General features: G+C 59.1%; 15 protein-coding genes. 3 read left to right on the forward strand and 12 right to left on the reverse strand.

Annotated elements, in window-relative coordinates:
* Positions 1-4,356 (reverse strand): N,N-dimethylformamidase beta subunit family domain-containing protein (locus GR197_RS25575; RefSeq protein WP_164014654.1); only part of this gene is annotated, 4,356 nt, incomplete at its 3' end.
* A gap of 577 nt (positions 4,357-4,933) precedes the next feature.
* Between GR197_RS25575 and GR197_RS25580 the strand changes: the two genes are divergently transcribed.
* Complete coding sequence (locus GR197_RS25580; RefSeq protein WP_204330395.1) at positions 4,934-6,247, forward strand: polysaccharide biosynthesis/export family protein; 1,314 nt, start codon at positions 4,934-4,936, stop codon at positions 6,245-6,247.
* A gap of 79 nt (positions 6,248-6,326) precedes the next feature.
* On the forward strand, positions 6,327-7,835 hold the full coding sequence (locus GR197_RS25585; protein ID WP_164014658.1) for an O-antigen translocase: 1,509 nt from the start codon (positions 6,327-6,329) through the stop codon (positions 7,833-7,835).
* An 85-nt stretch (positions 7,836-7,920) separates the two neighbouring features.
* Here GR197_RS25585 and GR197_RS25590 read toward each other — a convergent pair whose 3' ends face one another.
* Genes GR197_RS25590 through GR197_RS25615 form a run of 6 tightly spaced genes read right to left on the reverse strand, consistent with a single transcriptional unit; the run spans position 7,921 to position 13,452 of the window.
* Positions 7,921-9,138 carry a DegT/DnrJ/EryC1/StrS family aminotransferase gene (locus GR197_RS25590; protein WP_164014660.1) on the reverse strand — a complete coding sequence of 406 codons (1,218 nt, stop codon included), beginning with the start codon at positions 9,136-9,138 and terminating at the stop codon, positions 7,921-7,923.
* The gene (locus GR197_RS25595) at positions 9,135-10,106 is read right to left on the reverse strand and encodes an NAD-dependent epimerase/dehydratase family protein (RefSeq protein ID WP_164014662.1); all 972 of its coding nucleotides are present in this window, start codon (positions 10,104-10,106) and stop codon (positions 9,135-9,137) included. The genes GR197_RS25590 and GR197_RS25595 overlap by 4 nt, the downstream gene beginning before the upstream one ends.
* Positions 10,103-10,822, reverse strand: a complete 720-nt coding sequence (locus tag GR197_RS25600) for an acyltransferase (RefSeq protein ID WP_164014663.1) — start codon at positions 10,820-10,822, stop codon at positions 10,103-10,105. The genes GR197_RS25595 and GR197_RS25600 overlap by 4 nt, the downstream gene beginning before the upstream one ends.
* Entirely contained in the window at positions 10,812-11,915 is a 1,104-nt protein-coding gene (locus GR197_RS25605; RefSeq protein WP_164014665.1) for a DegT/DnrJ/EryC1/StrS family aminotransferase, read from the reverse strand. The genes GR197_RS25600 and GR197_RS25605 overlap by 11 nt, the downstream gene beginning before the upstream one ends.
* Entirely contained in the window at positions 11,912-12,949 is a 1,038-nt protein-coding gene (locus GR197_RS25610) for a Gfo/Idh/MocA family protein (RefSeq protein WP_164014667.1), read from the reverse strand. Before GR197_RS25610 ends, GR197_RS25605 begins: the two co-directional genes overlap by 4 nt.
* Positions 12,946-13,452 carry an acyltransferase gene (locus tag GR197_RS25615; protein WP_164014669.1) on the reverse strand — a complete coding sequence of 169 codons (507 nt, stop codon included), beginning with the start codon at positions 13,450-13,452 and terminating at the stop codon, positions 12,946-12,948. Before GR197_RS25615 ends, GR197_RS25610 begins: the two co-directional genes overlap by 4 nt.
* Before the next feature lie 564 nt (positions 13,453-14,016).
* Between GR197_RS25615 and GR197_RS25620 the strand changes: the two genes are divergently transcribed.
* Positions 14,017-14,778: a LuxR C-terminal-related transcriptional regulator gene (locus tag GR197_RS25620; protein ID WP_164014671.1), complete on the forward strand. Its 762-nt coding sequence runs from the start codon at positions 14,017-14,019 to the stop codon at positions 14,776-14,778.
* Between the two features lie 222 nt (positions 14,779-15,000).
* On the opposite strand, the gene GR197_RS25625 is transcribed toward GR197_RS25620, so the two are convergent.
* The 5 genes from GR197_RS25625 to GR197_RS25645 all read right to left on the reverse strand — a co-directional run bounded on the left by GR197_RS25625 (position 15,001) and on the right by GR197_RS25645 (position 20,460).
* Complete coding sequence (locus GR197_RS25625) at positions 15,001-15,993, reverse strand: glycosyltransferase (RefSeq protein ID WP_164014673.1); 993 nt, start codon at positions 15,991-15,993, stop codon at positions 15,001-15,003.
* 74 nt (positions 15,994-16,067) lie between these two features.
* The gene (locus GR197_RS25630) at positions 16,068-16,877 is read right to left on the reverse strand and encodes a glycosyltransferase family 2 protein (RefSeq protein WP_164014675.1); all 810 of its coding nucleotides are present in this window, start codon (positions 16,875-16,877) and stop codon (positions 16,068-16,070) included.
* A gap of 126 nt (positions 16,878-17,003) precedes the next feature.
* Entirely contained in the window at positions 17,004-18,056 is a 1,053-nt protein-coding gene (locus GR197_RS25635; RefSeq protein WP_164014677.1) for a UDP-glucuronic acid decarboxylase family protein, read from the reverse strand.
* A gap of 39 nt (positions 18,057-18,095) precedes the next feature.
* Entirely contained in the window at positions 18,096-19,589 is a 1,494-nt protein-coding gene (locus GR197_RS25640; protein ID WP_164014679.1) for a sugar transferase, read from the reverse strand.
* Positions 19,590-19,605: 16 nt separating this feature from the next.
* A complete protein-coding gene (locus tag GR197_RS25645) occupies positions 19,606-20,460 on the reverse strand; it encodes a WecB/TagA/CpsF family glycosyltransferase (protein ID WP_164014681.1) in 855 nt (284 codons plus the stop codon).
* Positions 20,461-20,604: the final 144 nt, after the last annotated feature.

Consider the following 20,604-nt stretch of genomic DNA (forward strand, 5'->3'; position numbering starts at 1 on the left):
GATATTGGCCGTGGCGGTCGCGCCGGCGGTATCGCGCATCGTATAGCTGAAGACGTCGCTCAGCGTGTTGATCGACTGCCGCAGCCCCTGGACGGCGGTATTGGCCTCGTTGACGGCATAACTATAGGCGCCCGATGCACTGAGCACGAGACTGCCATAGGTGCCGGCGAGCGCCGTGCCGAGCGTGCCTGAGGTCGCACCGAAGCCGACCGCCGTGACGGTCTTGGTGTCTCCGGCGTTCGGATCGGTGTCGTTGGTCAGCACGTTGCCACTCGCAACCACGCCGCCCGAGCCATTGGCCACCCCGCCCTTCTCGGTCGCGTCACCCGCATCGGCAACTGCCGTCGGCGGCGTATTGCCAGGCGTCGACACGGCGATGTTGAAGCTCTCGTTGGCGGCAAGGCCGCCAAGGTCTGTCGCCGTCACCTTGACGCCGTAAGTGCCTGATGTCGTCGGCGTGCCGGAGAAGGTCCGCGTCGTGGCATTGAAGCTCAGCCAGCCGGGCAGCGCCGTGCCGTCGGCGGCCGTTGCCGAATAGGTCAGCGTCTCGCCGCTGTCGACATCGGTGAAGGTCGTCGTCGGCAGCACGAAGGAGAAGGCGGTGCCGACGGTGGCATTCTGGCCCACCGTCTGGACAGCCAGCACCGGCGCATCGTTGGCGCCATGGATGGTGATGGTGATATTGGCCGTGGCGGTCGCGCCGGCGGTATCGCGCATCGTGTAGCTGAAGACGTCACTCAGCGTGTTGATCGACTGCCGCAGCCCCTGGACGGCGGTATTGGCCTCGTTGACGGCATAACTATAGGCGCCCGATGCACTGAGCACGAGACTGCCATAGGTGCCGGCGAGCGCCGTGCCGAGCGTGCCTGAGGTCGCACCGAAGCCGACCGCCGTGACGGTCTTGGTGTCTCCGGCATCCGCATCGGTGTCGTTGGTCAGCACGTTGCCGCTCGCAACCACGCCGCCCGAGCCATTGGCCACCCCGCCCTTCTCGGTCGCGTCACCCGCATCGGCAACTGCCGTCGGTGTCGTGTTCGAACTCGGCGTCGTGAACATCACATCGACCCAATAGTTCGTCGACTCGAAGGTGGTCGTCGGGTACAGGCTGGCGCTGCCATAGGTGTATACGCCGTTGCCGCTGGCTGGCGCCGTCAGCGGTCCGCTCGTCACATTGGCGATGAAGTAGTCGGTAGTTGTCGAGTAATTGCCGGTATTGGTGTGATAGGATGCCGTGTAGGTTTGCCCGGGCGTCAGGCTCACCGGGCTGGTGAAATAGGCCGTCTGCCAGCCGCTGGCGGTCTCGTTTGTAAATGTGAGAGTCGCAATCCGCGTACCGGTGCTCGACCACAGCGAGCCTGTATGCGTACCGGTGTCCAGGCTGCCCTTGTAGAAACGAATACCGGTGACGGTGCCTGCCACGGAGGTCTGGAATTTGACACCGAGCTCGACGGCTGACGAATCAGCGGTATTGACGACCGCCGGCGTCGCCGCGCCAAACAGAGAGGTAAAACTTGCCCCGGTGACGGTGACCGTGCGTCCTGCCGAGGGTGTTTCAAGGTTGATGTTATCGTCAACGGCCCGCGACCGGATCGTGTAGCTGCCCGCGACCTGCGGCGACCAGCTATAGGTCCAGTTCTCATCGCCCGTCGCCGGATGCCAGCTCGCCCCATTGTCGATCGAGACCTCGACACTGGCGACGACCCCGCCGCCGGAATCGGTGGCCGTACCTGTAATCGTGACTGTGGAGCCAACGGTCGCCGCTGACGGCGACGTGATGATGGAAGTCGGTGCAACATGGTCCGTCGACGCGGTCGCGGCGACGAGTCCGGATTGCAGCGTCCCAGGCTGAATGCCCATGTCGGCCAGCAGATTGATCATTGCCTGCTGCACGCGGGGATCGGTCGCGGTCGCCTGATTGTCGTGATTGTCGCTCAGGCCCCATGTCCAGTAGACCGTGCCGGCCCCGAACACCAGTGCACCGCTCGGCGCACGATAGAGCGTCAGATTGTGGGTCGCGGTGGCATTGCCGGTCGTGTTTCCGTAGTCGAGCAAGTAAGTGCTGACCGGCAGCGTCGTCGACGACAGCTTGACGAGGCCAGCCGGATCGAAGCCGTTATCAGGCGCTTCGTCCCATTCGTAACCGAGATAGTTTTTGGTGAGCGTTGCCGTCTGGCCAGGTTGGAGATTGGCGACGCTCGTATTGCGCCAGAAGCGCAGATTGGCGTCGTCATATCCGACCGTGATCGCGCTGAGATTGCTGCCGACATCGTCGACCTTGAACAACTGCCCGGTCAGCGAGTTTTCCGGGTTTCCGCCGCCGATAGCCGGTGGGCTGAGACGCGGATCACGGAAGGTGCCCGTCCATTCGTTGGAAGGGTCGATGCTGCTGCCGGGTGCCCATGTCTCCTTGTAGGAGATGAGGGTCCGATAAGGCGTGCCGTCGGCGCTGTAGGCATTGCCCCAACGGGTGCGCCAATAGACCTCGTTGCCGCTCCAGAACATCAGGTTGACGCCCGCGTCGCGCGCGGCTTCGACATTGGTCCTCTGCTGTCCCGACCAGTATTCGTCGTGCCCGGCATCAATATAGGTCTTGTGATTGAGCAGGAGACTGCCATAGCGGTCGACGTCGACGCCCGACATATAGGAGACGTCATAACCGTTCTGTTCCAGCCAGTAGATGCCCGCATATTCGGCGCCGAACAGATAGTCCTGCGGGCCTGCATAGGTGCCCACCCCGCCGCGGGTCGCAATCGGCCTGTTGTAGCTCACCGCATAGGCGCGACCAGCGCCCTGGCCCGTCGCGGGGCCGTTGCCGCCATAGAAGTTTGCACCACCCCAGCCGTTGTAAGCTTGCCACGTCTCGTCTGCAGTCTGGAAGACGATGTCGCTGTGGCTGGCATCGTCGCGCACGATGAACGGGATTTGATTTTCGCCAGAGGTGCCATCCTGGCGCACGAGCTTGGCGATATAGACGCCCGAGACGGCGTCATCAGGTACGGTCCACGAAGCTGAGACCGCCCAGTTGCCGGCATCGACCGTGCCGGTCGTAGCATTGCGCAACGGACTGGGCTGGGTCTGCAATCCGGTATGCTGCATGGTCGCGACCTTGCGGGCGCCCATGCCGCCATAATAGCCGAGCCGGTATATGTCGATCCGGTAGTTGGTGGAATTCGTGTTGATCTTGAAGCTGACGGTCTTGCCGTTGTCGACGCTGATGTCGGTCGCAAACCCCTCGATGTTGGTGCTGCCGGCACCGTCGATGCCCCACTCGCTCTCCGGATTGCCCTGCTTCTGGTTTTCCAGGACGATCGCGTTGCTGGTCGCCGCCGCAGCGGCCGCCAGATCTTGCGTCGTCAACGAGCGCTGCGCAGAGGGTTGAGGCGGTGTCATCACCGAGCCGGAAAGGATGCCGACACCCTTCGTGGTGGTGCCCTTTCCGGTCTCTCCGCCGCCGGGCAACGATCCGTTCAGGGCCGTTGATTCTGTCCACGTTGCGGTTCCGCGCCAGCCCGAGAGGGGAGACAGGCTACGATCGAGAAGCGGGTCGCTGACCGAGGCTCCGATGGCCTTCTTGATCGTCTCCACATAGTCCGGCCCTTCGGTCAGCCTTGTTCCCGGCAACTGACCATCCTGCTGAAGCAAGGCGCCGCCATGGGCCCAATCGAGAATCCGTGTGGGAGACGTATAGTAGCCGCACCCGCACACACCAAAGGGCATGCCAACCGCCAGCGCATTTGCTCCAGCATGCTGCCCGGCCGACTGCGCCGACGGCGTCGATTCGAGAATGACGACTTTGCCCGAGTGCGTGCGCTCAGCCGCCACCGCAGCGGAAGCTTGCCCCGAAGCCGTCGGTGAAGGGCTTTGCGGCAGATACGGCGCCAAAGGATCGTCGCCTATGAGGTTCATTCCAGCGTAGGTGCGATAAAGGGGTGATGCCGCCCCGAATGTAACTCCGTTCGCATTCCCCTCGAAATGGGCAGAATCCGGCGTATGAACTGACAATACGGACGCGGCTCTATCACCGCTTCGCTCTCCGATTTCGCGATTGATTGTGAAAGCGTCAGGCAGGGGCGGCGCTGCCGGGCCGTCGTCGGCCCGATCGTCAGCGTTGCGGTTGACGCCCGCGCTCTGCCCAACCTCATGCTCGTTGAGCGCCCCGTCCTTATGGAGATCACCGACGAGGGGGGGCTGCTTGTTTCCATCCGCCGTTTGCACCCCTACCGCGAGTTGAGCATCATCCCCATGCTTTCCGGCAGGCTTGCGCGGCCTTTCCTTTCCGCCGACAGTCAGCCATCGGGGAACCAATGAATCCAGCAGGAGTGAGCGCGAAGTCCACCGGCGAGCATTACGATACATGGCAGGTACCTCTCGCGAGATTGTCAGGGTCGAATCTATGAGGATCGCTTAAACGCGAAGCTCTGAAGTATAGTCGAAAATTGGCAGAGTATATCCTACGCCTTTCGCTCTACTGGCTGCATCCTTTGGGCAAGCGGCCGTGTTGCGTCGCCCACGCGATGGATCAGATGCGTGATGGCAGAGATTCACCGTTCCTGGGCAAGGCTCGCAGCCGCAAGATAGCGAAGCGGCAGGTCATCGTGCGGTAAAATCGACGATCCCGACATAAAGGCGCTGCCGGAGGGGTTGCGCTTTACCGACGCAAGCGTGCCTATTTCTGCGTGCAGAACCTGTTGATTTTCCAAGACGACACCTGTGTGCCGCATCGCCGATGTATGTTTCTACTCAATTTAGCCTGAACACCCTCCCCACCTCATCAATATTGATGTGGCAAAGCAGACGACCTCCACCTTCCTCAAGGCATCGCTAGACTGCACACTGGCGATGCAGCTTCGGAAGTGGCTTTCCGGCGTTCAAGCAGAGTTCAAGGTATCGTATCAGCGTCCGTGTAAGAATGTTTTGCAGGCGAGACATGTATATGAATCTATCGCACCGCGCCCCTCGCGTGTTCTTTCGCGCGACGTTTGTCATCAGCGCACTCGCCTTTCTCGCCGGAGCGGTGTCGCCCGCTGTCGCCGACAGCTCCCTCTTGGCTCCACAAACGAGAATCCGCCTGACGATCGTCCAATGGATCCAGTCCAAAGGCCAGTTTGAGCGATGGGACGGGATTGGCGGCGACTATACGGTTTCGGATGCAGGTACGGTCTCCCTGCCTTTTCTGGGGTCGCTGTCGGTTGGAAATCTGGACAATGAGGGCCTCACCAACGAGATCGGCAAGCGCCTTCAGGCGAAGATGGGTCTGGCCCAGGCACCTGCGGTGACCATCGATATCCTCGACTATCCCTCCATTTACGTCGTCGGAGACGTGGTAGCGCCGGGAGAATACAAGTTTCGCTCCGGCCTTAGCGTCCTGCAATCCCTGGCCATGAGCGGCGGCCCATTGCGGGCTGCGGCACAGCAGCAATCGCAGACGATCAGGCTTGTCGGCGACTTGCGGGACATCGACCATTCGCTGTTGCGCGGTTCGGCAAAGCTCGCGCGGCTGCAAGCGGAGATGGCCGGGGAGAAAGAGATCGCCTTCGATCAGCCGCCCGCTGCCGATCGGCAATATGCCGAGAGCCTCTACCAGGAGGAGCGGGTTATTTTTCAGGCCCGTGCAAACGCGCTGGACAAGCAGTCGGTGGCGCTCGTCGAATTGCGCAATCTCTTGACGGCGGAAATCGAAACACTGGAAGAAAAGCTGAAAGGCTCGGATGACAATATCCAGTCGGTCGAAGAGCAACTGACGAGCGTGAAGACGCTGGTCCAGAAGGGCCTGACAATCAGCTCACGCCAGATGGATCTGGAACGATTGCTCACCACCTATCGCTCCGACCGGCTCGATCTCGTCACCGCCATCATGCGGGGCCGCCAGGCGATCAACGAGACGACGCGCAGTCTCGAGGGGCTTTCCGACACCCGCCGGAGCGAGGTCGCGTCCGAGGTGCAGGCGGAAAGAGCCAATCTCGATCAGCTGAAATTGAAGCGCGACACCACACAACAACTGCTTCTCGAAGACCTGGCGAACGGCGCCAACGTGAGTAACCGCGTTGAAGAACTTCCCCTGGCGTTCGTCGTGAACCGGCGGGACAAGGGTGAGGTCAATCAATTCCAGGCCTTGGAAACGACCGAGCTAGCGCCGGGCGACGTGATCAGGGTAACCCGGAGCCGCAGCATCGCCGATGCGCCGTCCGAAGACGCCGCTGCTCTGCCTGTTCAGACAGAGGCGCATGTCAGTCAGGTAAGCCGGTGATACGCGAAAAGCATGTGCTGCAATCGAGCCTGCGGCGGGGATTGAACGCCGGCACGGGAAACACGGCTAGGGGCTTCCGATGACTTTGCGCATGACCCCACCCGGCAGCCAGACCTACACTGAGATCCTCAAATCGACGATGCTGATGGGCGGCGCTTCGCTCGTGAATGTCGCACTCAGCATTATCAGAAACAAGGCGATGGCCGTCCTGCTCGGGCCGGAAGGCATCGGGCTTATGGGCCTTTATAGCTCGATTGTCGATATCGCGCAGTCTATCGCGGGTTTGGGCGTCGGCGGCAGTGGCGTGCGCCAGGTCGCGGAGGCAGCCGGCACCGGTGACGCAGCGAGGATTGCTCAATCGGCAACCGTCCTGAGACGCATATCGGTGGTGCTGGCGCTGCTTGGCGGGCTTCTTCTCGCCGCATTGGCATATCCTGTCTCAAGTTTCACTTTCGGTGATTACCAGCACGTCGGTGGCATTGTGCTGCTGTCGCTCGCCGTTTTCTTCCGGCTGGTGTCTGCGGGGCAGAGCGCATTGATCCAGGGACTGCGCGGCATTGCGGACCTTGCCCGCATCAACGTTCTTGCCGGGCTCTTCGGTACAGCCGTGAGTATCCCGCTGATCTACCTGTTCGGGGTCCAGGCGATCGCACCGTCGCTCGTGGTCATTGCAGCTGCCTCGATCCTTCCGACCTGGTGGTACAGCCGGCGGATCTTCCCGCATCCCTCGCCCATGTCGACGCGCCAGTTCAGCCGGGAGGTGTCGGCACTGCTCCGGCTCGGTTTCGTCTTCATGGCAAGCGGGCTTCTGACCTTCGGTGCGGCCTATGCCATCCGCCTCATCGTGCTGAAGGAGGGCGGCGTCATGGCGGCGGGACTGTATCAAGCGGCCTGGGGCCTCGGCGGTCTATACGCCGGTTTCATCCTGCAGGCCATGGGAACGGATTTCTATCCGCGCCTGACCGCAACGATCGACAACAGTGCCGAATGCAATCGGCTGGTCAATGAACAGGCGGAAATCAGCATGCTGCTCGCTGGCCCCGGTCTGCTCGGCACGTTGACGCTCGCGCCGCTGATGATGAGCCTGTTCTATTCGGCAGAATTTCATGGGGCAGTCGAGCTTCTGCGCTGGATCTGCCTTGGAATGATGCTGCGGATTATTTCTTGGCCGATGGGTTTCATCGTCGTGGCGAAGCGGACCCAGGCGATTTTCTTCTGGACGGAGGTTGCGGCGGCGGTCGTGCATGTAGGGCTTGCCTGGCTCTTCGTATCGCTGCTCGGTACGCGCGGAGCCGGCATGGCGTTTTTTGGCCTCTATGTCTGGCACAGCATCCTGATCTATGTGATCGTGCGGAAGTTGACCGGTTTTCGCTGGTCCGCCGCCAATCGCAGGCACGCGCTGCTCTTCCTGCCTGCATCGGGACTGGTGTTCCTGATGTTCTCGATTTTGCCGCTATGGCCGGCAACGATGATGGGCTTCGTCGCCGTCGTTCTCTGCGGGCTCTATTCGCTGCGCATGCTGATCGACCTGCTTCCGCCGGAATCCGTGCCGGCAATCATCCGCGGATGGATCACGAAATCAGCATAACGAACCCAGCATAACGAACAATGCGCGCATCCGAAGATACGCGCATTGTTCGTTATGTCGATTGTTGCGTCAGACAAATGCGGGTTCAGGCGACAGCGACATCCATGGCCCGTTGCACGCTGGCGGCTCCCACGGTCGCTTCCGCAAGCGCTGCGCCAAGTGCCCCGACAACCCGGTCCATGTCAGACAGCGTCATCTGGGCGTAAAGCGGCAGGATGATCGTTTGCTGCTGCGCAGATACACTTCGCATCAGGCTCGTGGCAGCGCGGTAGGAGTTCTCACCTGAATAGGCTCCCTCCAGATGAATGTTCATCACCCCACGCCGGGTCGAGATACCCTGATCGAGCAGGGTCTGCATGACCGCCCGCTGATCGACCGTATCGGGCAATCTCACACAGAAGCTCTGCCAGTTGCTGCGAGCCCAGCCCGGTTCGGCCGGCAGAGATAGCCCGGCAATCGTCTGCAGACGTTCGCAATATTGCTCGGCAAGCAGCCTGCGCTGGGCAACCAACTCCGGCAGCCGCCGCAGTTGCTCGCGTCCGACGGCCGCCTGAAGATCGGTCATCCGGTAATTGTAACCCAACTCGTCATAATCTTCGAAGATGACCTGCTTCGAGCCGTGACGAACGGCATCGGTGACGCTCATGCCGTGCTGGCGCCAGAGCCGGAACTTCCGGTCATATTCGGGATTGGCCGTGGTCAGCATGCCGCCATCGCCCGTCGTGACGACCTTTCGGGGGTGGAAGGAGAAGCAGGCAATGTCGCCATGCGCTTTGCCGATCTTTTCCCAACGGCCGTCCCACAGGATTTCGCTTCCCGTCGCACAGGCTGCATCTTCGATGACCGGTATCTGATGGCGCTTGCCGATCTCCACGATGGCACGGAGATCGCAAGGCATGCCGAGTTGATGCACGCAGAGAATTGCCTTGGTGCGGGGCGTGATCGCCCTTTCGATCAGGCTGGCTTCGATGTTGTAACCATCTTCTTCGATATCGACGAAAACGGGCACCGCATCGCAATACCGAACCGCGTTTGCAGTCGCGATGAAAGAATGGCTGACCGTCACGACTTCATCACCGGCGGATACGCCGACCGCCTTCAGCGCCAGATGCAGCGCAGTTGTGCAGTTGGACATGGCGCAGGCATGCGCGGCGCCCACAAAGGCAGCGAATTCACGCTCGAAAGCCGCGACCTCCGGCCCCTGCGTTACCCATCCCGACAGAATAACGCGGCGCGCAGCCTCAGCCTCTTCCTCGCCGAGGACGGGTTTGGCGACCGGAATTGTCGATTGAGATGAGCTCATGCTGCCTGCCCCCCTGCATCGGTCTGCTTTTGCCACCAGGCAACGAGATCACGAAGCCCTTGCTCCATGGAGATCTCCGCCTTGAAGCCGAGGAGCCGCTCGGCCTTGCTGATATCGGCAAGGCGACGGGTTACGCCGTTGACCGTGCGGGCTTCCTTGTGCTCCGGCTCCAGTGAAGAACCCATAATGTCGCTCAGCATCCTTGCGAGTTCCAGCAGGCTTATTTCCTTGCCGCTCGCAACGTTGAACACCTCGTCCGTAACATCGCTTTTCGCGGCCAGAATGTTTGCGCGGGCGATGTCGCGGGCATCGACGAAGTCCATCGTCTGGGTACCGTCTCCATAGATGAGGGGCGGCATTCCCGCCATCAGACGTTCCATCCAACGGATCAGAACTTCCGTATAGGCGCCATAGACGTCCATGCGCGGCCCGTAAACGTTGAAATAGCGGAGCGCGACATAGCGCAGGCCGTACATTTCCGCAAAGCTGCGCATCAACCCCTCGTTGAATGTCTTTGCCGCGCCGTAGATCGTCCGGTTATTGTAGGGGTGATGCTCTTCGGTCGTTGGAAAGCTCTCGGCCAGCCCCAGCACGGAAGCCGAGGAAGCAGCGACCACCTTCGAGACACCTGCCTTGACGGCAGATTCGAGAACGTTGAACGTGCCCTCCGCAAGGACATCGAAAGCCAGTCGTGGCTCTTCCGCGCATTGCGTGATGCGGATTGCGGCCTGATGAAAGACGATGTCGACGCCTTCGAAGACTTTTGCCAGAAGCGCTCTGTCGCGGATATCTCCCTCGATGATGTTAACGCACCCGCTGGCTATTGCGGTGCTGAGATTGTCCCGGCGTCCGCGCACGAAATTGTCGAGGATGATGATCTCACGCGGTTTTTCCAATGCGACGAGATCGGCAATATGCGACCCGATCAGGCCGGCTCCGCCGGTAATGAGCACCCGTTGATTTCTCATGATCTTCCCTCACGCGACATGTTCGTCATCGGATCATTATCCGAACGCCAACGTATGAATTTCGCAGGTACACCTGCGACAACTGAGAACGGCTCGACGTCTGAAACGACAACTGCCCCCGCTCCAACGATCGCTCCCTTCCCGATGGTCACACCGGGTAGAATGGTCGCATTCGTCCCAATATCGGCCTCTGCACAGATGCGTACCGGCTTGATTTCAAGATCCGTGCAAATGATCGGCACATTCATCGGCAGTGCCGTGTGGGTCGAGCCAAGCACCTTGGCGCCAGGTCCCCACCCGACGGAATCCTCGATCACCAGATCGCGAGCGTCGAAATAAGCCATCGGCCCAATCCAGACATTGTCGCCGATCTTGCATCGGCCGTCGAAGCGTCCCTGGATATAGGCCTGGGCGCCAAGGAACACTCCATCGCCGATTTCGAAAGTTTCCGGATGTTTGAAACCGGCGCCGCCTGCAACCTGCAATCCCGTGCCGCAGCTCCGCGTAATGGCTTTCCAGATGGCTTTTCGCATCAGCGTATCGATGACACCGTCACCAGTGGCGAAACGACCGTAGAGTTCAATCAGGCCAGCGCGCCCGTACGACTCCCTGAGTTCTTCGGCCAACCCCGCCTGGTAGGCAGGGTCCGCCGGCCTTTCATGACGGCCATGGACCGCCTGCACGACCCGGGCCTCGCCGGCATGACTAGCTGACATAGGCATACTCCAGCGCGGCGGCCACCTGATCGACGTGCCACGCCGGCATCTCGGGATAGATCGGCAGCGAGAGGACCTCCCGTGCGGCGACTTCCGAGATTGGGAAATCGCCGGCCTGGTAACCAAGGTCGGCATGGGCCTTCTGCAGGTGAACGGGGATCGGATAGTGCAGCCCGGACTGGATGCCCTCAGCGCTCAGCACGCGTTGAAGCTCGTCGCGATCGCGGCTTCTGATGGCATAGACGTGATAGACGTGGCGCCGGTTGGTGATTTCGACAGGCGTCGTCAAATTCGGCGAACCGCCAAGCAGCAAGGAGTAGCGGCGTCCATGGGCGCGCCGCGCTTCTGTCCAGGCTTCGAGATGCCGGAGCTTGATGCGCAGGATCGCACCCTGAATGGCATCCATGCGGTAGTTGAAGCCCTTCAGCAGATGGTGATAACGCTGTTCCTGACCCCAGTCGCGCAACATGCGCATCGTCTTGGCCTGATCGTCGCTGTTCGTGACGACGATACCGCCCTCGCCGCAGGCGCCGAGATTCTTGCCCGGATAGAAGCTGAAACAGCCGGATGCGCCGATGCTGCCGGCACGCGCGCCTTTGTATTGCGCCCCGTGCGCCTGGCAGGCGTCCTCGATGACCGGTATCCGGTAGTGGTCGGCAATCGCTTTGATCGCGTCCATATCGGCCATCTGACCATAGAGATGGACGGGAATAATGGCCTTGGTTCTGGGTGTGATCTTTGCCTCGAGCTGAGCCGGGTCCATCGTCAGCGTCACGGGCTCGACATCGACGAATACCGGTCGTGCGCCTGCGTAGCAGATCGCCGATACGGTCGCGACGAAGGTAAAAGGCACGGTGATGACTTCATCGCCGGGGCCGACGCCTGCCGCCAGCAGCGACAGATGCAGGGCGCTCGTGCCGGTATTGACGGCTATCGCATGTTTGACGTTGCAATAATCCGCGAATTCCTGCTCGAGCCGGGCGACCTCCTCGCCCAGTATGTATTGCCCCGAGGCGAGCACGCCGAGCACGGCGGCGTCGATTTCGCTCTTGATCGATTGATATTGTGCTTTGAGGTCCAGGAACGGGATCATGCAATGCGCCTCGCCTCTTCGAGCTCGATGATGCGACCGCGCTGGGCGAGCGACCGGCTTGCGGATTCAAGGATGCGAACAACGCGCAACCCGGCTTGCCCATCGGTAATGGGCCGCGAATTCTGCTCGATGCAATCGACGAACTGATCCAGTTCGCGTTTCAACGCTTCGGTCATATCGAGCTTCGGCGCCCACATGTCGCCGCTGCGATAGCCGACCATCATCTGATGCACCTTCTCGCCGTAGGCCTGGGAATTCGGGTTCAGCGTGATGCCCTTGTCGTAAACCTTGATCTTTTCGCTGGGCTCCAGATCGTCGTAAACGATCATCTTGTTGCTGCCGCCGATCAGCGTGCGGCGCACCTTGACCGGCGCCAGCCAGTTGACGTGGATGTGGGCGATAAGCTTGCTCTCGAAGAAGAGCGTCAGATAGGCGATGTTCTCCGGCTCGCCGAGCACATGGCTCATGCCCGTCGCAGAAACAGCCACCGGCCTTTCCTGCACAACATGGTCCAGAATGGACAGGTCGTGCACCGCGAGATCCCAGATAACGCTGACATCGTGCTGGAAGAGCCCCAGATTGACCCGAACCGAGTCGTAGTAATACATGTCGCCCAAGCCGCTTTCGACCAGTTCGCGCATCTTGCGGACGGCGCCCGTGTGGACGAAGGTATGATCCACGGCCAGCACGAGACGTCTGCGCGCGGCTTCCTCGACCATCCGCGCCGCTTCCTCCGTCGTCGATGCCATCGGCTTTTCGACAAAGACATGCTTCCCGGCCATCATCGCCTGCATTGCGAGCTTGAAATGGGTCGAGACCGGGGTTGCGATGGCGATTGCATCCACTTTCGGATCGCGTAGGACTTCCTCGAAATTGTCGGTGATCGTCACCGCGGGATACCGGCTTTTAACCGCCGCCAACCGTTCGACATTCAGGTCGCAAACTGAAAGGAGCTGCGCGCCGGCCGCTTCCGAGATGTTACGAACCAGGTTCGGGCCCCAATACCCATATCCAACAACAGCAATGCCGATCATCGCATTCCTCCCCACGCTTGCATGTTAACTGACCGGTCATGAACGCGACCGGTGACTCTCGCCGGAACGCCGGCAACAATTGCGCCGTCAGGCACATCCTTGGTTACAACCGCGCCGGCGCCGACTTGTGCGGCCTCTCCGATGGTCACGCCAGGCAGAATGGTGGCGTTGCTGCCGATCGACGCGTGGCGCTTGACCAGAGTGGGGATAACAACCCAGTCGGCCTCTGTCTGAAGACTGCCGTCCGAATTGACGGCGCGCGGGTAGGTATCATTGGTGAACATCACCCCGTGGCCGATAAAAACGCCGTCCTCCAGCGTCACGCCTTCACAGAGGAAGGAATGGCTGGAGATCTTGCAGTCTTTTCCGACGAGAACGTTTTTCTGGATTTCGACGAACGTGCCGATGCGCGTTCCCGCGCCGATCGTGCAGCCGTAGAGATTGACAAGATCCCGATGGTGGATAACGCAGCCGTCACCCAGGTTGACGTTCGATGCAATCATCCCAACTCGCCCCCTACTCCTCACACACCCTGATTTGGGTGAAACCAACAATCGCAAGAATGCATCCAAGGTTTCATTTCGTCAGAGCAAATATTTCCTTCCCTTCAAAAAGAATTGTTTTCTTCATTTTAGTAAAGAAACAAAACGTTGAAGTTCATTCACCTAAAGGCGTATCTGCGTACGAAAATTGGATGACCATCGCATGCGAACGTCTAAGGCCACCGATCATCAGCAGCGATAGGTCACGCACCGATCGATCCTGACCCTGCACGTCGAAGACGTGCATAGTTTACATGGGTTTAGAGAGTCCAATTGAATATTGCTAGCAACCTCATGGATCGACATACAAATGAATTAGACACAGATCGATCAGTTTCAACGATGCGAGCATTTGTGTCTATTCAGGGAACTTATGTGTTGGGGTAACCACTATTAATTAGTTTAACATCCCCGGAACTGTGTTATTAAATTAGCACTTCTGGTAATTAAACTCCCCTATTTACAGAGGAGTTTTACATTCGACTTTGAAGTACCGCGTAAAAAAAGGACTGGGAGGATGGGGCATTGGATACAATAAATATAAGCCACAGGCAGGAAAACATATCTCTCCCGTTAGAGATAGAAGATGGTTCGACTGCGTTTGCCGGACGGTCAAAGTCAAAGCAATCGCTCGTCATTCTTGACAAAAGGGAACTTGACCGGCACTGCCTTGCGCAATGCATGGCCGCCAACACGGCTGATTTCACGATTCTGGCGTTCGGATCGATTGAAGAGTGGAAGCAAAAGCGTGAAGAATATCCTCCGCTTTCGGCAATCCTCTTGAACGTCGGTGGCAAGACGGTCGACGACCCCGTCGTTTCGGAGCAGATCAAGAGTCTTTCGTCGGAATTCTTGTCGACACCGGTCATCGTATTGTCCGATAGTGACGACTTCGCCCAGATCGTGAGGGCGATTGATTACGGAGCCAAGGGTTACATACCTGCCTCCGTCAGCATTAGCGTCTGCATGGAGCTGATTGCGCTATCGGTAGCAGGAGGACTTTTCGTGCCTGCAAGCGCCCTGTTCGCCATGCGTCACTTGCTGCAGTCGAACAACCCGACAACGCACCCGCTGGCCGGGATCTTCACGGATCGCCAGGCCGAAGTCGTGGCGGCACTGCGGCGCGGAAAGGCGAACAAGATCATTGCCTATGAGCTCAACCTGCGAGAAAGCACCGTCAAGGTGCACGTTCGCAACATCATGAAAAAGGTCAAGGCAACCAACAGGACGGAAGTCGTGTTCAAGCTTAACGACCTGTTCCAGAGTGGAATTCCGGCGTTAGCGTGAATAATACGCTGTAATGATACTATGGCTTTGACAAATCTTTTCTTGTAACCACGTTCTTGCTCAAATCACCCCGGTGCCGCGAATGCGTCACCGGGTCTTCTTATTCCTCTTCTTATTCAAGGGCGATCTGTTCCGCTTCCCGCGATTTTGGCATGAGTAGCAATCGGGCGCTCAACCACGGCCTGTTTTTCGGATGAACTGACCCAGCCCGGTCCTGCCCCTTCATGCTGCAACTCTTCGCCGCACAGAATTCAAGGCATACCAGCATTTTGGCCCGATCGTTTGCTTGCAAACCAACTTGATCCAGGGCAACGAATTTCGCACCTCAGGAGAAACCTCCAGTGCGAAACGCTGAATAGCCACGGCCGTCGCAACGTCGAAGTTGTTGAATGCAATACCGGCCTGCTGAAGTGCCTGTCTTCCGAGATCTCTGGCAAGAAAGCGTCGCAACATCTCATCTTTCCCGAGGCTATCGGCCGCTTGGTTAAACAGCATATCAAAAGCCATTTTTCTTTGCAGAAGGTCGGAGAGGATATTTTCTCCATAGTATTGCAGGGACATATTCGAAGCATGCTGGCGATAGACTGCTTGATCGGCATTGATGAACCCTACGCCGGCATGTGATGCGAGCCGCAGCCACATTTCCATATCGCCGGCATGCGGCAGTTCCTTGCGGTAGCCGCCCACCTGCTTTTGCAGCGCCGTCCTCACAACAGCGGTCGCCGTTGGAACGAGATTGCGCGCTCCACTCAACTGCATGAATTGCCGACCGGACAAGATCTGCATGGGGTGCACGTAGTTTTCGCCGAGAGGATCAGCGCGCTTGCTCATGGTGCCATCTGGCTCCGCGATGATCGCGTTCCCGAACGCCAACCCTACATCCGGATAATTTCGCATCAGCTCCGCTGCGCGATCCAGCGCGCCCGGCAGAAGATAATCATCCGCAGAAAGAAGCAGGAATAAGTCACCGCCTGCCCAATCGATCCCCTCATTATAGGTGGCGATGTGCCGCATGTTTGCCGCGTGCCGCCGATAAGTGACCCGCGTGTCACGGGCTGCCAGGACCATTCCGACCTCCGACGTATTGTCCGGCGAGCAGTCGTCTATAATGAGCACGCGCACATCGACGCCCGTCTGCGAGAGGACGCTTTCAACGCATTCCTGCAAGAAATGGGCATAATTGTAGCAGGGAATTACGACATCAACACGTTGCAAACTTCTTCCTCCGTGCGCACAGCGCCACTCTTGGTTCAACGAGGGATTAAGGGGCTCGACAAGACTGTCAGCACTCATGTTTTGGCGCCGAGATAAGAGGTGGGAGAAAGCCTTGACAGCGCATATTGGCCGACCAGCTTTGCTACCGTGCGGCGCCTGAGCGGAAAGCCGAAATCCTGCCAGATGCGCCAGCGGTCCCGAGCCGGGAGAGACTTGAACCAGTGGTATGGCTGGTCGGTGAATGCGAGGGTCTTGCTGCCCGCAGGAACAGGCTCTCCCATTTTCTTGTAGTCGGTTTCCCACGTCGTGCGGTAGCATACCGTCGCGGTCGGCTCATGAGAGCACGACAGCCGAGAACTCCGGATCGAACTCCAATATACGGAATCTCCGACTGGATAGAGTTCCCTCGGCATGTGAGCCCAGCGCGCAATGATCGGCAGGGCCGGTCGCGTGAGAAATAAGCAGTTCGTATCCACGTGCGTACGGCCGTCGCTCTTTTTATCGTCGAACATATAGCTGCCGTCCGCGCGGTGCATCGAACGTCTCGATGTGCAAACCGCAGCACCGGTACGGCGGTGAAGTTCGAGCAGGCGCTGAATGTGATCGGGTCTGTACCAGTTGTCCGCATCGAGAAACGCCACCGCGTCATAGCCTTGGGCGAAGGCGCTGAGGCTGCCGATCACGCGAGCCATGTTGCCGGCGTCGCCGTGAGCATTCGGCAGGGTAAAATGTTTTGCGCGCCAGCCACCGACGATCGCGTTCGGAAATCCGTCGGCAACAAAGACGTGGTCGCATGCAACGGTTTGGTCGAGAACGCTCGCCCGGCACTGCTCAAGGAGCTCGTAAGGCTCCTTGTAGTATGGCGTAATAACAGCAATGCGCATGCTTCATGTCCTCAGTGTTTTGCGGCGATTTGCATGTCCGACGGTCGCCGCTCTTCGTGCAAACCGTGGTTTGGGGGCTCGGTTCATTGAAAGAACCGAGCCTTGATTTTCGCTTTGCCGTTCTGTTCACGTTCCGAGCGGCGCAGCTTGCGGAACGGGAAGACCGACGGCCGGAGTAGGCAGATAGGTGTAAGCCGGGCGCGAGGACCGGACGCCAGGCACGCTCTTGGCTCCGCCAGAAAGCTTCCACTCGAAATACGCGATCGTTTTCTCGAGCCCCTCACGCAGGTTCACCGTCGGCAGCCAGCCCAGCTCCTGCTTTGCCCGGCTGATGTCGGGCTTGCGCTGTGTGGGATCGTCAATCGGCAAAGGATTGTAAACGATGCTTGATTTCGATCCGGTCATCTCGATGACCATCTCGGCCAGTTCCCGGACCTGGAATTCTCCCGGGTTGCCGAGATTGATCGGACCCGTGACGCCGGCTGGCGTACCCATCAGGCGGATGAAGCCCTCGATCAGATCATCTACGTAGCAGAAGGAGCGCGTCTGCGTACCCTTGCCGAAGATGGTGATCGGCTCATTTTGAAGCGCCTGAACGATGAAATTGGAGACGACGCGGCCGTCATTGGTCTGCATACGCGGCCCATAAGTATTGAAGATCCGCGCCACGCGGATTTCCACACCGTATTGGCGATGATAGTCGAAGAACAACGTTTCGGCACACCGCTTGCCTTCGTCATAACATGCCCGCGGGCCTATCGGATTGACGCTGCCTCGATACTCCTCGGGTTGAGGGTGCACGGCCGGATCGCCATAAACTTCGCTGGTGGAAGCCTGGAAGATTTTCGCCTTGGTGCGTTTTGCCAAGCCGAGCATATTGATGGCCCCGTGCACATTAGTCTTCACCGTCTGCACGGGGTCGTGCTGATAGTGGACCGGAGATGCCGGGCAGGCGAGGTTGTAGATCTCGTCGACCTCCACATAAAGCGGGAAGGTAATGTCGTGGCGAAGAATCTCAAAGCGCGGGTCGTCGAGAAGGTGCAGCACGTTGTCGCGCGAACCGGTGTAGTAATTGTCCACGCAGAGGACGTCATTGCCCTCTCGCAAAAGCCTTTCGCACAGGAATGATCCCAGAAACCCGGTGCCGCCGGTAACCATAATTCTCTTGTGTCCGTGCATTGGTGTGCTCCGTTGTTGATGATTGCCTCGTGGAAGTGCTCAGCAGGCTCCCCTGCGCTTGAAGACCGCGGGGATTGTGCCGAGAAGAATTTGGCAGTCGAACCAGAGGGACCGGTTGTCGATGTAGAACTCGTCGAGTTGCTGCTGCAGCTCGATATCCGCATCGCTTCGTTCGGATATTTGCCAAAGACCCGTGAGCCCCGGCGTGACGGAACGGCGCTTGTCCCGAAATTCGCCGTCCATCGCCGAAAGGTGATACTCCGGGAACGGGCGTGGTCCCACGAAGGCCATCTCGCCCGCAATGATGTTCGCCAATTGCGGGAGCTCATCGATGCTCGAAGAGCGCAGCATATGGCCTACAATCGGAAGGATGCGCGGATCGTCCTTGAGCTTGAAGTGGCTCAACCACTCGGCGCGCATGGCAGGGTTGTCTCGGAATAGTGCTTCAAGGCGCTGTTCTGCATCTTGGTACATTGTCCGCAATTTCAGAACGTGCACCGGCCTGCCGGACCGTCCTTCCCTGGTATGCCGGAAGAAGACGGGGCCTGGATCGATGGCATAGATTGCGGCGGCGGCCATCGCGATGAATGGCGCGACCACGATCGTTGCAGGGATGGCGATTGCGAGATCGAGGATCCGGCGAACCGGATCCGAGTTGATCGAACTCCCACTGGTGGTGAGGCGAACACCGATCTCTCCGCCGATATCCGCAGGTCGCAATCCACTGACCTTAAGGCTCGGCGTGTCGGACAGCAAAATGACTTCGGCGAACCTCCGACGCATCGCCGGCAAGTCGGACACAAGCGAGCCTGTGTCGCCGGCAATCACCGCAATGGATGGCCCGCCACCCGGCAATGCCTCCAAACCATCGGCGGAAAAGAGCTCCGGCCTGATGCCATACTGCCAGTGGTCGGTGAAATGTGCCGCGAGCGCGGGAGCAAGGTTGCGCCCCCCTATGACAACCGCGCGCTCCCCCCAAATACCAAGTCTCCAGCACAGGCCGCGTGCAAGCCAATGCACAAATGGCTGAACAATCAGCCCGAGACCGAGGAACGCGATAATGGCAAGCAGCAGCCCTCCCCCCTCGGGCAGGACAATTGCTGCAAATACCGCCAGGACAGCCACCTTGACGGCAGCGATAGTGCGCCGCCGCAGATGTTCGTGATCATGCAGCCGATATCCAGGATAGAGGCCGGCCGATGCGTAAAGAACAATCGCAGCCAGTGCGGCGATCGTGAACGCACGCTCCACGAGCGTGCCCTCTGCACCACTAGGAAGAAAGAACAGGAGAACGAAATAGGCCGTCAGATAGCTGGCAATGTCGCCGGCGACCAGGAAGGACGACGTTGCAAGCCGAGGAAGCCGGCGCCGCAGTGCGACGGGCATATTCAGTCCTGCCGGCACAAAGGCATCGGCAGTCTTGGCTGTTATGGGCGGCACGGACCCTGCCGAAATCGCCCGCGATGTCATGTCATTTGGTGTGGATGCCTTCGACGGACCCGGTGTCATAGTTGACGGCACAAATATGGACATGACGCTTTACCCCCTACTATATTTGTCCCGACGCGCCCGATTCAGAAATGGCGTCTTCGATCGGAAACTTCCGAAGTCCCAGTCTCTGGAATGCTGACAGTGAGATGAAGGTCGGCACGACGAGCGCATAGCGCCGCCACAGCCGCCGCGGCTCGCACAGAAGACGAAACGCCCATTCAAAGCCGCTTCTTTGAATGAATCTCGGAGCCTGCCGCTTGAGGCCGGCGTGGAAATCGAACGCAGCTCCGACACCGATGAGCATCGATGCTTCGAGACGATCGCGCATGCGCGCCATCCAGAGTTCCTGCTTGGGGCTGCTCAGCCCGACCCAGATGATATCGGCGCCCGACTGGTTGAGCCGGTCGGCAATATCCGTTTCCTCCCGCATCGACAGTTTGCGAAAAGGCGGTGCATAGGAGCCGACGATCCGCGCTTGCGGAAATTTTACGAGAAGGCGCGCCTGCAGTTGTTCGAGCGTTTCGGCCGTTGCGCCATAAAGGAAATGGCGCAAGCCCTTGGCGCTGCCGGCATCGAAAACGGATAGCATGAGATCCGGTCCATAGACCCTGTCGCTTTCCGCATGACCAGCATGTCTCAGCGCCCACACAAGCGGCATGCCGTCGGGGGTGACGAGGAACGCCCGGTTATGGATCGAACGGAGCTCGGGATCATCCTGACATCGGACGATGCCGTGTGCGTCGCGAACGCAGACATATTCCTTCCTGCCGTCTTCAATCGCTTTTTGAATAAATCCAGTCGCGCTTTTGAGATTGACTGCCGAGACGCGAACACCAAGGACATTCGTCCATCCCAAGGAGCCCCCTGGATGAAGAACTGAAGTTGGGTTGCTGCCGACTGTTTGTTTTCTCATGACCCACGCTTTCGCGACTGAAACTGTCATCAGAATATCTCGGCAGGTCGATTGCCTCCATACTTGCCGCTCCAGCTATTGGACGTAGAAGAGACTTCATATTTACGTCTTATGCCGGGATGACTTACGATGTTCGAAGTAAGT

Origin of the sequence: Rhizobium phaseoli, from assembly GCF_010668805.1 — a bacterium.
Classification (GTDB): domain Bacteria; phylum Pseudomonadota; class Alphaproteobacteria; order Rhizobiales; family Rhizobiaceae; genus Rhizobium; species Rhizobium phaseoli_A.

Coding starts and splice junctions, on each gene's coding strand:
- GR197_RS25580 (WP_204330395.1), top strand. CDS start 4,934: ATGAATCTATCGCACCGCGCCCCTCGCGTGTTCTTTCGCGCGACGTTT.
- GR197_RS25585 (WP_164014658.1), top strand. CDS start 6,327: ATGACTTTGCGCATGACCCCACCCGGCAGCCAGACCTACACTGAGATC.
- GR197_RS25645 (WP_164014681.1), bottom strand. CDS start 20,460: ATGAGAAAACAAACAGTCGGCAGCAACCCAACTTCAGTTCTTCATCCA.
- GR197_RS25635 (WP_164014677.1), bottom strand. CDS start 18,056: ATGCACGGACACAAGAGAATTATGGTTACCGGCGGCACCGGGTTTCTG.
- GR197_RS25605 (WP_164014665.1), bottom strand. CDS start 11,915: ATGATCCCGTTCCTGGACCTCAAAGCACAATATCAATCGATCAAGAGC.
- GR197_RS25615 (WP_164014669.1), bottom strand. CDS start 13,452: ATGATTGCATCGAACGTCAACCTGGGTGACGGCTGCGTTATCCACCAT.
- GR197_RS25630 (WP_164014675.1), bottom strand. CDS start 16,877: ATGCGCATTGCTGTTATTACGCCATACTACAAGGAGCCTTACGAGCTC.
- GR197_RS25600 (WP_164014663.1), bottom strand. CDS start 10,822: ATGTCAGCTAGTCATGCCGGCGAGGCCCGGGTCGTGCAGGCGGTCCAT.
- GR197_RS25640 (WP_164014679.1), bottom strand. CDS start 19,589: ATGTCCATATTTGTGCCGTCAACTATGACACCGGGTCCGTCGAAGGCA.
- GR197_RS25590 (WP_164014660.1), bottom strand. CDS start 9,138: ATGAGCTCATCTCAATCGACAATTCCGGTCGCCAAACCCGTCCTCGGC.
- GR197_RS25595 (WP_164014662.1), bottom strand. CDS start 10,106: ATGAGAAATCAACGGGTGCTCATTACCGGCGGAGCCGGCCTGATCGGG.
- GR197_RS25610 (WP_164014667.1), bottom strand. CDS start 12,949: ATGATCGGCATTGCTGTTGTTGGATATGGGTATTGGGGCCCGAACCTG.